The sequence below is a fragment of the Bradyrhizobium sp. HKCCYLRH2047 genome, from assembly GCF_051168175.1.
Taxonomy (GTDB): domain Bacteria; phylum Pseudomonadota; class Alphaproteobacteria; order Rhizobiales; family Xanthobacteraceae; genus Bradyrhizobium.
On record NZ_JBNPUM010000006.1, the window covers coordinates 251,586 to 264,489 of the forward strand.

The 12,904-nt window shown below is 66.0% G+C and carries 16 protein-coding genes; 10 read left to right on the forward strand and 6 right to left on the reverse strand.

The window, feature by feature from the left end; genetic code table 11:
• Positions 1–16: 16 nt before the first annotated feature.
• Positions 17–928: a DUF2189 domain-containing protein gene (locus tag ACQR1D_RS16880; protein ID WP_316178578.1), complete on the reverse strand. Its 912-nt coding sequence runs from the start codon at positions 926–928 to the stop codon at positions 17–19.
• 402 nt (positions 929–1,330) lie between these two features.
• Between ACQR1D_RS16880 and ACQR1D_RS16885 the strand changes: the two genes are divergently transcribed.
• Positions 1,331–1,738 (forward strand): DUF3597 domain-containing protein, encoded by a 408-nt coding sequence (locus ACQR1D_RS16885; RefSeq protein ID WP_316178580.1) that lies wholly within the window; start codon positions 1,331–1,333, stop codon positions 1,736–1,738.
• Positions 1,739–1,838: 100 nt separating this feature from the next.
• Here ACQR1D_RS16885 and ACQR1D_RS16890 read toward each other — a convergent pair whose 3' ends face one another.
• From ACQR1D_RS16890 to ACQR1D_RS16900, 3 genes are all read right to left on the reverse strand, one after another.
• The gene (locus tag ACQR1D_RS16890; protein ID WP_315799839.1) at positions 1,839–2,003 is read right to left on the reverse strand and encodes a DUF1127 domain-containing protein; all 165 of its coding nucleotides are present in this window, start codon (positions 2,001–2,003) and stop codon (positions 1,839–1,841) included.
• A gap of 115 nt (positions 2,004–2,118) precedes the next feature.
• On the reverse strand, positions 2,119–2,391 hold the full coding sequence (locus tag ACQR1D_RS16895) for a GNAT family N-acetyltransferase (protein ID WP_315799840.1): 273 nt from the start codon (positions 2,389–2,391) through the stop codon (positions 2,119–2,121).
• Between the two features lie 6 nt (positions 2,392–2,397).
• Positions 2,398–2,940 (reverse strand): DUF3828 domain-containing protein, encoded by a 543-nt coding sequence (locus tag ACQR1D_RS16900; protein ID WP_316178583.1) that lies wholly within the window; start codon positions 2,938–2,940, stop codon positions 2,398–2,400.
• Positions 2,941–3,196: 256 nt separating this feature from the next.
• On the opposite strand from ACQR1D_RS16900, the gene ACQR1D_RS16905 reads away from it, so the two are divergent.
• From ACQR1D_RS16905 to ACQR1D_RS16915, 3 genes are all read left to right on the forward strand, one after another.
• On the forward strand, positions 3,197–4,798 hold the full coding sequence (locus ACQR1D_RS16905) for an acyl-CoA synthetase (RefSeq protein ID WP_316178585.1): 1,602 nt from the start codon (positions 3,197–3,199) through the stop codon (positions 4,796–4,798).
• A 6-nt stretch (positions 4,799–4,804) separates the two neighbouring features.
• Positions 4,805–5,662: a PCC domain-containing protein gene (locus ACQR1D_RS16910; protein ID WP_316178588.1), complete on the forward strand. Its 858-nt coding sequence runs from the start codon at positions 4,805–4,807 to the stop codon at positions 5,660–5,662.
• Between the two features lie 75 nt (positions 5,663–5,737).
• The gene (locus ACQR1D_RS16915; protein ID WP_434839848.1) at positions 5,738–6,508 is read left to right on the forward strand and encodes an AAA family ATPase; all 771 of its coding nucleotides are present in this window, start codon (positions 5,738–5,740) and stop codon (positions 6,506–6,508) included.
• Positions 6,509–6,831: 323 nt separating this feature from the next.
• Here ACQR1D_RS16915 and ACQR1D_RS16920 read toward each other — a convergent pair whose 3' ends face one another.
• Positions 6,832–7,119, reverse strand: a complete 288-nt coding sequence (locus ACQR1D_RS16920; protein ID WP_316215883.1) for a hypothetical protein — start codon at positions 7,117–7,119, stop codon at positions 6,832–6,834.
• Positions 7,120–7,181: 62 nt separating this feature from the next.
• On the opposite strand from ACQR1D_RS16920, the gene ACQR1D_RS16925 reads away from it, so the two are divergent.
• The 3 genes from ACQR1D_RS16925 (at position 7,182) to ACQR1D_RS16935 (ending at position 9,704) form a co-directional block, all read left to right on the forward strand.
• On the forward strand, positions 7,182–7,862 hold the full coding sequence (locus tag ACQR1D_RS16925; RefSeq protein ID WP_316215882.1) for a UPF0149 family protein: 681 nt from the start codon (positions 7,182–7,184) through the stop codon (positions 7,860–7,862).
• A gap of 103 nt (positions 7,863–7,965) precedes the next feature.
• Positions 7,966–8,535, forward strand: coding sequence for an SRPBCC family protein (locus ACQR1D_RS16930; RefSeq protein WP_316215881.1), 570 nt, complete (start codon positions 7,966–7,968; stop codon positions 8,533–8,535).
• Positions 8,536–8,690: 155 nt separating this feature from the next.
• Positions 8,691–9,704, forward strand: a complete 1,014-nt coding sequence (locus ACQR1D_RS16935; RefSeq protein ID WP_434839849.1) for a cytochrome D1 domain-containing protein — start codon at positions 8,691–8,693, stop codon at positions 9,702–9,704.
• A gap of 174 nt (positions 9,705–9,878) precedes the next feature.
• Here ACQR1D_RS16935 and ACQR1D_RS16940 read toward each other — a convergent pair whose 3' ends face one another.
• On the reverse strand, positions 9,879–10,523 hold the full coding sequence (locus ACQR1D_RS16940) for an HAD hydrolase-like protein (protein WP_434839850.1): 645 nt from the start codon (positions 10,521–10,523) through the stop codon (positions 9,879–9,881).
• Positions 10,524–10,798: 275 nt separating this feature from the next.
• On the opposite strand from ACQR1D_RS16940, the gene ACQR1D_RS16945 reads away from it, so the two are divergent.
• The 3 genes from ACQR1D_RS16945 (at position 10,799) to ACQR1D_RS16955 (ending at position 12,816) form a co-directional block, all read left to right on the forward strand.
• Positions 10,799–11,791, forward strand: coding sequence for a lipase family protein (locus ACQR1D_RS16945; RefSeq protein WP_315799847.1), 993 nt, complete (start codon positions 10,799–10,801; stop codon positions 11,789–11,791).
• A 161-nt stretch (positions 11,792–11,952) separates the two neighbouring features.
• Positions 11,953–12,267 (forward strand): hypothetical protein, encoded by a 315-nt coding sequence (locus ACQR1D_RS16950; RefSeq protein ID WP_316215879.1) that lies wholly within the window; start codon positions 11,953–11,955, stop codon positions 12,265–12,267.
• 222 nt (positions 12,268–12,489) lie between these two features.
• Entirely contained in the window at positions 12,490–12,816 is a 327-nt protein-coding gene (locus ACQR1D_RS16955) for a hypothetical protein (protein WP_434839851.1), read from the forward strand.
• Positions 12,817–12,904 lie beyond the last annotated feature (88 nt).

A 12,904-nucleotide genomic window follows, 5' to 3' on the forward strand; every position in this document is an offset into this window, starting at 1 on the left:
ATTCATCGCGGCGTCCTCACATCTGGTCACGCGAGCGCCACGGGAACAGGTTCGCCGGGAAATCCGCCGCGGGCTTGGAGCTGCGGGGGGCCGGCGGCACGATCCGGGCGGCGTCGGGATGGATCGCGATGGCCTCACGGTAGAGATGCCAGGTGGCGTGGCCGAGCACCGGGATCACGACGGCGAGGCCGAGGAAGAACGGGATCGTGCCGGCCACCAGGAGCACTGCGACGATGAGGCCCCAGGCCGCAACCGGAACTGGATTCTTGGCCGCCACGCGCAGCGAGGTGACCACCGCTTCGAGCGCGCCGGCGTGACGGTCGAGCATCAATGGGAAGGACACGATGCTGAGGCACAGCGCCAGCAGCGCGAACAGGAAGCCTGCGCCACAGCCGACCGCGATCAGCCACCAGCCTTGCGGTGTGGTGAAGACCCGCTGCAGGAAATCGCTCACACCGGTCGCGCCGCCATAGCCGAACACTGCGACGTAGATCGCCTGCGCCGTCGCGACCCAGGTGACGAACAGCGCGAGGAGCAGCGTGCCCAGTCCGAGCATCGAGCCGAACGACGGCGACCGCAGCACCTCCAGGGCGTCCCAGGCACTGGTGTCCTCGCCGCGGTCACGGCGGCTGCTGAGCTCATAGAGACCGAGCGCGGCGAACGGGCCGAGCAGGGCGAAGCCCGCCGCCAGCGGAAACAACAGCGGCACCACCGCATAGCCGAACACTGCGCGCGCCAGCACCAGGCCGAGAACGGGATAGATCGCACATAGCATCACGGCGTGACTCGGCACCGCCTTGAAGTCATCCCAGCCGAGCCGGAGCGCGCGCATCAGGCTCGACATGTCGATCGTACGAATCGTCAGCTCAGCCGCGACCTCGTCTGCCGCCCGCACGTGGGAGGCAGCATTGCTGTGGTAGGTGGCCATCGTCGTGTGCTCCCTCAACTTGCGTAGGGCGCTTCCCAACCACGCAGGCGGGCTGCGCTTCTCGTTGGAACAAGTTCGCGGATGGCCAGACGCGACGAACCTCGGGACGGCCATTCGCGAACGGAAGTCATCAGGATAGTGCCAAAACAGGCTGCGCCTACTCACGCCTCGGTGAGGGCTGTGAATGTCGCAGTGCATTAGACTGGAACGCTCACGCAGAAGCTGGAGCATGGTCCAATAAAGTCGTTCCGCCGTCATTCCGCCTTGGGTAAGCTTCACATTGGTCGCCGTGTTCGCGTTTGGCAGGCCACGGCGGTGGCGGGGCGGCTCCGACGGGCGTCTCCGCAACGGAAGGCCGCCGGCCGAGTTCTTCTTACGATCACCATCCATTGGGAGCCATTGATGAGCGTTTTCGGAAAGATCATGGGCGCGATTTTCGGCCATCATGCCGAGGCGGCACCGGCCGGCGGCAGCACGCCCGCCGCTGGTGGTACCGCGCCGGCAGGCGGCGCGGCCGCGTCCCCGACGGCAGCCCCGGCTGCTGCGCCGCAAAATGTCGATGTGGCTGCGATCGTCGACAAGGCGGCGGCTGCCAAGCACGAGAAGCTGGAGTGGCGGACCTCGATCGTCGACCTGATGAAGGCGCTCGACATCGATTCCAGTCTCGCTGCGCGCAAGGAGCTCGCCAAGGAGCTCGGCTACAGCGGCGACACCAACGATTCCGCCAGCATGAACGTGTGGCTGCACAAGCAGGTGATGAGCAAGCTCGCCGCCAATGGCGGCAAGCTGCCGCCGGAGATCAAGCACTGAGCGTGCGCCGCTCACGGCAAGAACAAGAAAGCGAAAGGCCCGCCATCGTGCGGGCCTTTGTCGTCTTGGATCGCGTCGAGCGCGAGGCTGCGCCAGCGCCTCAGACGTGTACGAAGCCGGCGCGTTCCCAGGCCTCCGCGTGCAGCTGGTCGCGCTCGAAGCCGATGTCGCGCAGCGTGCGCTCGTCGAGCTGGTCGAGATAGGCGAGCTGGGTGCGGTAGTGAACGTAGCGCTTGAGAACGTCGAAAATGGCTGTGATGAACATGTGCCTCTCCCCATGGGTCTGGTTGCTTGTTCGGCGGGGGATTGCTGATCCATCCAGGTAGCCATTGCGTTAAAGCGCACCGTCCAATCGTCTCGTCCGGTAATTCCACGGCCCATCAGGCCATGAGATCCCGATTCTCCGGATGGTCACGGAGGTAGTCGGCGACGAAGCTGCAGCCCGCGATGACCTTGCGGCCGTCGGCGCGGATCAGCGCGAGGGCGCCTTTCACGAGCTGCGAACCGATGCCGCGGCCGCGCAGCGGTAGCGGGGTCTCGGTGTGGGTGATGATCACCCCCTGCGGCGTGGCCCGGTAATCGGCAAACGCGACGTGGCCATCGATATCGAGCTCGAAGCGGCTCCCGGCCTTGTTGTCACGGACATCAGTCATGCGTCCCTACTTTCGCTTGGGCTTCTCGGTGATCTTGAGGAACTCCGCCAGCAGTGTACGGATCGACCATGGCTTGCCATCGACCGCACCCCGGATGTCGTCGATCTTCCATTGGCCGGCCTCGCGCACGAGGTCGTAACGGATGATGTCGTCGGCCTGTTCCTTGCGCTCGGTGCGGTGGCCGCGAATGCTGACAGCAACGGTTGCCTTGTCGCCGTCCTGCATTTCCGGCGTTACCTTGAACGAGGCGACATCGGGATCCTGCGAATTCGTGACGGGATCGAAATCGATCGCCCCGACCTCGCCCTTGGGCGTGCGGGCGTCCATTTTCGCCCATTGGGCGGCCAGCGACTTCGACAGATATTTCGCGCGCGCCGCCTTGTCCTCGATGACGAAGGTGCCGCCATCCTCGCCCTTGCCCTTGGCGACGCGGGTGTAGATCGCGGTCATGATGCCGACGGGCTCGTTGGAAGAAGACGCCTGCGCGTGCAGCGGAGAAGCGGCGAGCACGCCAGCGAGGCCGAGAAGCAGGAAGCGACGATCGATCATGGTTGTCCTCAAATCAGATTCGGCGCGCGGTGATATGAAGAAATGCGCGGCCGGCCACGGTTTGTCGCGCGGCATCTGCATCCGTTCGAAACACGCCACCGCATGGGTGCGATGGGGAGGCCGGCCTTGCGAGGGCGAGCAGGACCGGGATAAACAGGCCCAAAGGGTATCGGGCGGCTGAGATCGCCTGAAGGATCGATCGAGGGGACGCTTCCATGGGTCTGTTCGTCAGCTGCAGCGGCGCGAGAGGTTGTCGATGACACCGGCACCCCTGCGCATGTCCCGCCGGGTGATGAACCTCGCGCATATCGTTACGCAAAATGGCCGCCGGCTTGGCGATCGCGTCGGCTTCGTCTGGGGCGAGAGGTCGTGGACCTGGCGCGAAATCGACGCGATGGTCTCGGCGCTCGCGGCGGCGCTGGCCGAGCGGGGGATCGCCAAGGGCGATCGCATTCTGGTGCACTCCAAGAACTGCGAGGAGATGTTCGTCTCGATGTTCGCCGCGTTCCGGCTCGGCGCGGTCTGGGTGCCCACCAATTTCCGACTGATGCCGGACGAGGTCGCCTATCTCGCGACCGCCTCGGGCGCCAAGGCATTTCTCTGCCATGGCGATTTTCCGGAGCATGCTGCGGCGGTGACGACCACGGAGTTCACGTGGCGCATCGGCGAGGGCGGCAGCTTCGGCGCGCGCTCCGTGGCCGACGCCATGCAGGCGCATGCGGGCGCAGAGGTCGCAAATGCGGCCGTCGAGCACGACGATCCCTGCTGGTTCTTCTTCACCTCGGGCACCACGGGCCGCTCCAAGGCGGCGGTGCTGACCCATGGCCAGATGGCGTTCGTCATCACCAATCATCTCGCGGATCTGACGCCGGGCACGACAGAACACGACGCGTCTCTCGTCGTGGCGCCGCTGTCGCACGGCGCCGGCGTGCACCAGCTGATGCAGAGCGCGCGCGGCGCCCGGACGGTGCTGCTGCCGAGCGAGAAGTTCGACATCACCGAAGCCTTCCGCCTGATCGAGAGGCATCGCGTCAGCAACCTGTTCACGGTCCCGACCATCCTCAAGATGATGGTCGAGCATCCCGCGGTCGACCAGTTCGATCATTCTTCGCTGCGGCATGTCATCTATGCCGGCGCGCCGATGTATCGCGAGGACCAGAAGAGCGCGCTCGCGCGGCTCGGCAAGGTGATCGTGCAGTATTTCGGTCTCGGCGAGGTCACCGGCAACATCACGGTGTTGCCGGCCGCGGCGCATGAGGAAGAGGATGGACCGGAGGCGCGGATCGGCACCTGCGGCTATGAGCGCACGGGCATGCAGGTCTCGATCCAGGACGATCAGGGGCGTGAGCTCAAGCCCGGCGAGACTGGCGAGATCTGCGTCATCGGACCGGCCGTGTTCGCGGGCTACTACGACAATCCGGAGGCCAACGCGAAGGCGTTTCGCGACGGCTGGTTCCGCACCGGCGATCTGGGCCACATGGACGAACACGGCTTCGTCTACATCACCGGCCGCGCGTCGGACATGTACATCTCCGGCGGCTCCAACATCTATCCGCGCGAGGTCGAGGAAAAGATCCTGACGCATCCGGATATCGGCGAGGTCGCCGTGCTTGGCGTGCCCGATCCGGTGTGGGGCGAGGTCGGCGTCGCCGTCTGCGTCGCGCGCGAGGGCGCGGCGGCGCCGAGCGAGAGCGCCATCGCCGGCTATCTCGCGACCAAGCTGCCGCGCTACAAGATGCCGAAGCGGTTCTTCTTCTGGGACGCGTTGCCAAAATCGGGCTATGGCAAGATTCCGAAGCGTCTGGTGCGCGACGAGCTCGAGGCGCGCGGCCTGCTCGATCTCACCAGGCAGGACTGACGCGTGATGCGATCCATCATCCAGCCCGGCGCGCCCGTGGCCGACCGCATCCAGTGGGTTGCGGCGCGCGGCCGTGCTTTCACGTTCACGCTCGAAAAAGGCCTGCCGCTGCTGGAAGCCGCGCGCCGCGGCTTCGCGGCCAATGGCTTTGCCGGTGGCGTGCTCGACATCAAAGGCGGGGCGCTCGGACCGTTCGCCTATGTCATGCCGGCGCTGTCGAAGACGGCGGATCATGCCGCGTTCTACAGCGAGACCTATCGGCCCGCCGGTGTGACGCGGCTGTCGACCGCGACGATGACGCTCGGCGTGCGCGACGGGGCGCCATTCTTCCATTGCCACGCGCTGTGGACGGAACAGGGCGGCCGCGCCGGCGGAGGGCACATCCTGCCGGAGGAGACCATCGTCGCCGAGCCGTTCGAGGTCGAGGCTTTCGGGCTCGATGGCGCGATCTTCACGGCCGCGCCTGATCCCGAGACCGGCTTCAGGCTGTTCGGCCCGGTGACGGCTGCGCCGAGCGCTGCCACGACGGATCGCCGCGCCTTCGCGCTGCGGCTGCGGCCGAACCAGGATTTCGCCGGCTGCCTCGAGGCGTTCTGCCGGGCGCAGCGGATCAGCAAAGCGCGCATTCGCGGCGGCGTCGGCTCGACCATCGGGGCGCGCTTCGAGGACGGCGGCGTCGTCGAGCCGTTCGCGACGGAGCTGACGATCACCGCCGGCACGATCGCGCCCGGCGACGACGGCGTTGAAGCCATCGTTGACGTCGCGCTGGTCGACTACACCGGCGCACTCGCGCAAGGCCGCCTCGTCCGCGGCGACAATCCGGTGCTGATGACCATGGAGCTGGTGCTGGAGGTCGTGGCATAGCGGTGGTGCGGCGGTGGCCGATGCGGCCGCGATGTGCGAGATTGCCGGGGATGTCACCGAGGTTGTGAAGGCGTCATGGCGAGGAAGCAACGCGAGATCCGGCTGCCAGCCCCTTATCTGAAGCGGCTGTGGCTCGATCCGGCCAAGATCTCCGATCGCGCCGCCTATCCGTTCTGCCTGCCGTTCCTGCAGGATGAGTTCGAGCTCAGCTTCACGAGTGCGATTACGATCATCGTCGGCGAGAACGGCACCGGCAAATCGACCCTGCTCGAAGGCATCGCAGCGCTCGCCGGCTATGACGAGGCCGGCGGCGGCAAGGGTTACATGCCGGTTGATCATGGCCGCGCGGTGGAGCGCATGGGCGGCGCACTCGCTGCCGCGCTGCGGGCGAGCTGGCTGCCGAAGATCACGCAGGGCTGGTTCTTCCGCGCCGAGAGCTTCTTTTCGGTGGCGCGCTATCTCGACCAGGCCGCACTGGACGATCCGCTCGGCGGGCCGCCGCCGGACTTCCTGTCCCACTCCCACGGCGAGGGCTTCCTGCGCTTCTTCGACGAGCGCTGCCAGCGCCAGGGCATCTACATCTTCGACGAGCCGGAATCGGCGCTGTCGCCGGCGCGGCAGATCGAGTTTTTGAAGCTGATGCGGCGGATGGATGACTCCAGTCATTGCCAGGTGCTGATGGCGACGCATTCGCCGGTGCTGATGGCCTATCCGGGCGCGACTCTGCTGCGGTTGACCAAATACGGGTTGGAGCCCGTCCGCGTGCAGGACACTGATCATTTCAAGGCCATGCGCGAGTTCTGCAATGATCCGGACGGGTTCGTACAGGGCGTGTTTGCGGAGTGACGGCTCCGGACGACTCTGGATTGCTCGCCGTGACTGGCCATGTGACGCCGATCTCGCGATGCCCCGGCATCCGAGCTTTGACATTCATTCCGCCCTCCCAGGTGAGAGGGCGCAGGGAAGGCCGGGTGCAGGCCGCACCCATGGCCCGCCTGCGAAAAAAATGCAGGCGGCAGGAACCACAGGATTGGCCGAACAACCGGCCTTCCCTGCGCGACGGTTTACGACTTATACGCGCTCTCCTCGGTGCACCGGGCTTTCTGGCCACCGTCATCGGCGCGACGCCCTGAAGGCATCGACACCCATTTGACCTCAGCGTCGGGAGGTCAGGACCACACGATTTCGCCGTCCGTCCCGCGACCCGTCGTCTTGCGCATCAGCACCGGGCCCGTGACGTCCATCGCATCCCGCCCTCCACGCCCGTGACGACCGCGAAGCGTCCCTCTCGTGAGGACGGGACGCATGCAGGAAAACAGAAATTCTCTAAAAACGAAATAAGAATGTTTTTTGCGGCAGGACTGGACAAGCGTGATGCCGCTGATCGCGTTCGGAAATTTAGCTTTTGCGCGCACGGCTGTTTTGGTGTCAAAACGGCCGCGTCGTAGCTCGGCCATGTGCGCGGCCTGCCCGTCGGGCGACTCAGGGCGCGACGGCAGCGAAGGAAGAGGGGGGCAGCATGCCGGAGCAGACCCACGGCCACGACAAGCTCGAACGGGCGCTGCTGGCCCTGGATGATCGCGCCATGGTGCTGGAGGAGCTCGACGGCTTCATCGCCGGCCTGCTCGTGCTGCCTGAGCCGATTCCGCCGGGCGAATGGTTCGCGGCGGCCTTCGGGCTCGGCAAGGGGCATCGCTCCGTCTTCTCCAGCATCGACCATGCCAATGAGGTGCTCGGGCTGGTCATGGACTATCACCGGGAGATCGCGCTGACGCTCGCGCAGCATCCGGAGCAGTACCAGCCGCGTTTTCCAATCGACGCCTTCAACGGCGACGTCGTCTGGGAGCTGTGGATCGACGGTTTTGCGGCGGCCGTGGACCTTCGCCATGAGAGGTTCAAGGCTTATCGGCAGGTCGACGGGGAGGTGGGCGAGGCGGCGCTGCGTCTGATGGTGGCGATCGAGCTGGCGCTCGACGACGATCGTGCCGAGAACGCCAAGCTCGACCGCGAGGCGCCGGCTGATATCCGCGAGGCGGTGCTGACGCTGTATCAATACCGGCAGAGCGGGCCGCCGGTGCCCACGTCGACCAACTTTGCCCGGCAGCCCAATCCGTTCGCCTCGTTCGGCAAGACCGGCCGCAACGACCCCTGTCCCTGTGGTTCCGGCCAGAAATACAAGCGCTGCTGCGGCGCGAATTGAGGCGGCCACGACACGGTCTTTTTTGTTGCAACAATCCAGTGCGGTGCAAAGATAGGGCTGTCCGCGCCGGATGCGGACCAATGAAAGTGACCGAGGAAACGAGATGAGGATGGTGTTCGGCAAGGCGCTGACCGCAAGGACGGCGCTCGCGATCGCGACGACGGCCCTGACAATCACGACCCTGACGATGGCGGAAGCGCATGGGCCCACCCGGCGCAAGGTGCAGGAGCACGTGGAGATCAACGCCGCGCCCGCCAAGGTGTGGGCCGTGATCGGCAACTTCCAGGACATGAGCTGGCTCGGCATCGTCGACAAGACCGCGGGCGACAAGGGCAACGAGATCGGCGCAACGCGCAAGCTAACCCTGAAGGGCGGCGCGACCGTCGACGAGGAGCTCTACAAATACGACGCCGAGAAGATGAGCTATTCGTATCGCATCACCGCCGTCGACGTGAAGGTGCTGCCGGTGACGAACTATTCGTCGACCATCGCGGTGACGCCGAGCGCTGACGGCAAGGGCAGCGTGGTCGAATGGACCGGCGCGTTCTACCGCGGCTTCCCCAACAACGACCCGCCGCCGGAGCTGAACGACGAGGCCGCGGTCAACGCGGTCAGCGGGCTCTACAAGGGCGGGCTCGAGGGCCTGAAGAAGAAGGTGGAGGGCGGTAGCTGAAGGGGCGGATTGGTAGTTAGGGATCGATGATGTCGCCCGGCCGGCACTGCGCTCCCTCTCCCCGTTCTTACGGGGAGAGGGTTGGGGTGAGGGGCAGACGCACGGGAAGTGCTCGTGGAGAGACCTGTACCCCCTCACCCGGATTGCATCTGGCGATGCAATCCGACCTCTCCCCGCAAGCGGGGAGAGGTAAGCACCGAGTCCGCTACTCTGCCACCAGTCCTCTCTCTCATTTTGGCCGAGCCCTTCTGTTCGCAGTTGTACTCGCCCTTGGCACCGCAGCTCACGCCGAGGAAGCCTTCGTCACCAATCAGCTCAGCGACGATCTGACGATCGTCGACCTCGCGACCTCGAAGCCGGTGGCGACGATTCCGATCGGCGGCAAGCCGGCCGGCGTTGCCGTCGCCGCAGACGGCCGCCTCGCCTATATCGCGAGTCCGGACGACAAGACCGTCAGCGTCGTCGATGCTGCCGAGCGAAAAGTCGTCGGCCGCATCGAGGTCGGTGGCGGGCCGCTCGGCATAGCGGTGACGCCGGACGGTTCGACGGTGTACGTCGCAGATTGGTACAACGCCGCGATCCGCGTGATCGATGCGAAGACCCGGACGGTGATCGGCAGCATCACGGTCGGCGCCTCGCCGTCGGGGCTTGCAGTGACCCCCGACGGCAAGCTGCTGCTGTCCGCCGACCGCGACGACGACATGGTCTCGGTGATCGACACGGCGACGCGCCAGCGCCTTGCGACCATCAAGGTCGGGACGCGGCCGTTCGGTGTCACCATCGACGCCGAGGGCAAGCGCGCCTACACGGCAAATGTCGCCTCCAACGACGTCTCGGTGATCGACCTCGCCGGGCGCCGCGAGATCGGCCGGGTCAAGACCGGCTTGCGGCCCTATGCGGTGGCGCTGGCGCGGGGCAGGGGCTTCGCCACCGACCAGTATGATGGCACGGTCAGCGTGTTCGACCTGGCGAGCCTGCAGCCGCTCAAGCGCATCAGTGTCGGCGACTATCCGGAGGGCATCGAGGCGACCGCCGACGGCCAGCGCGTCATCGTCGCCAATTGGGAGAGCAACATCCTGAGCGTCATCGACGTGGCCGCGCTGAAGGTCACGGGAGAGATCAAGGTCGGCGACGGTCCGCGCGCCTTTGGCGCGTTCCTGCGGCGGTGAGGCGTTGGGCACGGACTGTAGCCCGGATGAGCGCAGCGATATCCGGGTTCTTCTGCGACGCCGGCGATGACCCCGGATGTCGCTGCGCTCATCCGGGCTTTGACGAGGCGCTCGCAAAGACGCGGGCAGGTATCGAGGTTCGTCATTGTCCCTGCATCCCGGCGCCGATGCAGGCTACGGATCTCGTCCGGCATGCACGACCAGCCGCTCCACGATCTCCTCCACCCGCGTGAACAGCATCTCCGGTCGCTGGTCGCGCAGCGCCTGCTCCGCGGCATAGCCCCATGTCACCGCGCCGAAGGCAATGCCGGCGGCGCGCGCCGCCTCGATGTCGCGGGTCTCGTCGCCGATCGCGATGGCCCGGGCCGGGTCGACGCGCAGCCGCTTCAGCACGCGGCGGAACTTGCGTGCCTTGCCGAACACCGAGGCCGAGCAATCGAAATCGGCGAACAGGCCGGCGCGCGATCCGAGCTTCTGCCGCGCGTTGGCCTCGCTGTCCGACGAGACCAATGCGAGCGTCGTGCCGTTCGCGGCAAGCGTGTCGAGCATGATGTCGACGCCTGCAAACAGCGGAATGCTTGCGGCATGCGCCGTCTTCAGGCGGCGCACGTGGCGCGCGATGAAGGGCAGCTTCCAGCGCGGCACCTGGAGGAAATCGAGGATCTCGCGGGTCGAGGCATGGCGCAGCCCGTCGATGTCCTCGTCCTTCACCTGGCGAAAGCCGAAGCGCGCGGCGACCGCATTCACGTGGACCCGAAACCACGGGAAGCTGTCGGCGAGGGTGCCGTCGAGATCGAAGATGACGAGAGAATATGGCATCGCGCGGGGTGAGCGTGGCGAGGGGCTGATGATCGTCGAGGCGTGTCGTGCTGCGACAGCCCTGCGCCATAGCAACGGGAGGGGCGGGGCGCAATGTGAGACGCGACCGTTGCGTCTCGCAGCGCCATGGCGACGTTAGATGATCAGGGGTTGAACATGTTGTGATGTGCACCTGGAGATGACGCGGTCTATGATCCCGGTGCGCCGGCGGATCAGGGTCTGCCTGCCCGATTTGATCGAAATTGTTTTCATCATTCAAGCCAGAGAGATTTCACATGGCCCTCAACAAGGTTGCTGCAGCCTATCTGTCCTACTTCGCCTATATCGACGATGCGCTCGATGCGGTTCAGCCGAGCGATTTCGTGACGATGCTGAAGTCCGTCCCATCGGGCGCCGCGAACGGTCCGTGGTCGCTCGTCTGGGGCCCGGCGGTCAACAACGGCGTGCTCGCCTATGTCGCGCAAGGCAGCGACGGCAGCTATGCGCTGGCGTTCCGCGGCACCGATGTCGACGGCTCGGTCGCCGGCGCCTTCGAGAACGTGCTCGCCGATGCCGACGCGGTTTTCCAGGTGCCGTGGCTGTATCCGCAGCAGGCCGGCGCGCCGCTCCAGATCAGCGCCGGAATCAACGACGCGCTGGCGCTGGTCATCGCGCTCACCGATCCCACGACGGACCTGTCGCTGCTGGACTATCTGCGCGGCCTCGCGGCCAAGCAGAACCTGCAACTGATGGTGACCGGGCACAGCCTCGGCGGCGCGCTCGCCGTGGCGGCGACGGCATGGCTGCAGGATCAGCTGCCGAAGCTGAACTCGTCGCTGAAGTTCACGCTGTGGCCGCACACCTTCGCGGCTCCGACGATGTGGAACGCGGGATTCGCGGCGACCTTCGCGAAGAGCTACACCTATTACGCGGCGGTCAACAGCAACGACATCGTGCCGATGGGCTGGGCCAACCTGAACGGGATTCTCGGCACCTATCCGCCGCCGGCGCCTGTCCTGAAGGACACCAACTACTACTCGATCTACAAACCGCTCGAGTGGCTCAGCGCATCGATCCCGACCTATACCGCGATTGCGCCGAGCAATCCGGACCTGTTCACGATCACGCCGATCGTCGAGGCGAACGACTCCTGGACCGCGGAAGCCGGCTACATGCATTCCATGCAGCTGCAGTATTTCCCGCATGCGACCGGCACGAAGGCGCCGCCCCTGCCGGGAGTGACCAAGACCGGCGTGGCGCGGCCGCGGGCGGTCGCCGTCGCGGCCTGAGCGTCGCAGGGGAGCTTTTGCGGGGCTGGGTTCGCTCAGTCCTGCAAGGGGGCTCGGTGCGGCGGCCAATCAACCTTTCATCACGATTTTTGTGAGTGTGCGCTGCAGGAACGCCTTGCGCGGTGCGGTGGTTGACCCCGCACAGAAGCAAGGAGAGAGACATGCAACGCACGATCAAGATGGCCGCGCTGGCCGGAGCCACGCTGGTGATCGGCACCGCCGCAGCGTCCGCGCAGGGCTATGCCCGTTTCGGCGACTCCATGGCCTGGGTGCCGCCGGCGCAGACCACCGATTCCGAGCCGGTGTATGGCGCAGCGCCGGCGCCGGCCTACGCGCCCGGTCCGGTGGCCGGCCCAGTGGCCTGGGGCGGCGGCTACAATGGCACCAACCATCCGACCCCGGGCTCGACCCAGGGCGATGTCGGTCCGTCCGGCAACAACAACGGCACGCTGACCGGCGTCTATCGTCAGTGGTAATCGCTGTCAGATAAGTCAGCGTCCAGTCGACAAGCCCGCCGCCCGGACACGAGCGGCGGGCTTGTCTTCCGCAAGGAGCTACCGAGAGACAGCCGCGTTGGATCATTCAATCGCGGCAATGTGAGCGAAGCGTTGTGTCGCAGCATTGTCGTGACCTGCCGCGGAACCGGCAGGGTCCTTACGTTGTTTGCTCCGCGATAATTAGGAACGAAGGAGCAAGTCATGACGCGCATGTTTGGTTTGGCGGCCTTGACCGCGGTCACGCTGGTTGCCGGCACCGCCGCCGCTTCAGCCGGCGAGTACGGCCCGGGTGGCTACGGCTATGGCGGCCAGGTCACCAGCACCTACGCCTACCGCGATTCCTTCGCCTGGGCGCCGGGTCCGGTCTATGAGGAAGGCTACGTCGCGGTCGCGCCGGGCCTGTATGACGGCCCGGGCTGGGGCGCCGGCTACAACGGCACCAACCATCCGACCCCGAGCTCGACCCAGGGCGATGTCGGCCCAAGCGGCAACAACAACGGCACGCGCAGCGGGTATTATCGCTGGTGAGTTGAGTTGGTAGAGCAACGATGAAGCCCGTCGCGCTTGGCTGAGCGGCGGGCTTTGTCGTTGCGTTACAGGGGGGAGACGATAGGCT

Bases quoted from the DNA above. Each gene is read 5' to 3' on its own strand.
- ACQR1D_RS16920 (WP_316215883.1), bottom strand. From the start codon at position 7,119: ATGGCCGAGCTACGACGCGGCCGTTTTGACACCAAAACAGCCGTGCGC.
- ACQR1D_RS16900 (WP_316178583.1), bottom strand. From the start codon at position 2,940: ATGATCGATCGTCGCTTCCTGCTTCTCGGCCTCGCTGGCGTGCTCGCC.
- ACQR1D_RS16880 (WP_316178578.1), bottom strand. From the start codon at position 928: ATGGCCACCTACCACAGCAATGCTGCCTCCCACGTGCGGGCGGCAGAC.
- ACQR1D_RS16905 (WP_316178585.1), top strand. From the start codon at position 3,197: ATGACACCGGCACCCCTGCGCATGTCCCGCCGGGTGATGAACCTCGCG.
- ACQR1D_RS16915 (WP_434839848.1), top strand. From the start codon at position 5,738: ATGGCGAGGAAGCAACGCGAGATCCGGCTGCCAGCCCCTTATCTGAAG.
- ACQR1D_RS16955 (WP_434839851.1), top strand. From the start codon at position 12,490: ATGACGCGCATGTTTGGTTTGGCGGCCTTGACCGCGGTCACGCTGGTT.
- ACQR1D_RS16935 (WP_434839849.1), top strand. From the start codon at position 8,691: ATGCAATCCGACCTCTCCCCGCAAGCGGGGAGAGGTAAGCACCGAGTC.
- ACQR1D_RS16910 (WP_316178588.1), top strand. From the start codon at position 4,805: ATGCGATCCATCATCCAGCCCGGCGCGCCCGTGGCCGACCGCATCCAG.
- ACQR1D_RS16940 (WP_434839850.1), bottom strand. From the start codon at position 10,523: ATGCCATATTCTCTCGTCATCTTCGATCTCGACGGCACCCTCGCCGAC.
- ACQR1D_RS16945 (WP_315799847.1), top strand. From the start codon at position 10,799: ATGGCCCTCAACAAGGTTGCTGCAGCCTATCTGTCCTACTTCGCCTAT.
- ACQR1D_RS16895 (WP_315799840.1), bottom strand. From the start codon at position 2,391: ATGACTGATGTCCGTGACAACAAGGCCGGGAGCCGCTTCGAGCTCGAT.
- ACQR1D_RS16925 (WP_316215882.1), top strand. From the start codon at position 7,182: ATGCCGGAGCAGACCCACGGCCACGACAAGCTCGAACGGGCGCTGCTG.
- ACQR1D_RS16890 (WP_315799839.1), bottom strand. From the start codon at position 2,003: ATGTTCATCACAGCCATTTTCGACGTTCTCAAGCGCTACGTTCACTAC.
- ACQR1D_RS16950 (WP_316215879.1), top strand. From the start codon at position 11,953: ATGCAACGCACGATCAAGATGGCCGCGCTGGCCGGAGCCACGCTGGTG.
- ACQR1D_RS16930 (WP_316215881.1), top strand. From the start codon at position 7,966: ATGAGGATGGTGTTCGGCAAGGCGCTGACCGCAAGGACGGCGCTCGCG.
- ACQR1D_RS16885 (WP_316178580.1), top strand. From the start codon at position 1,331: ATGAGCGTTTTCGGAAAGATCATGGGCGCGATTTTCGGCCATCATGCC.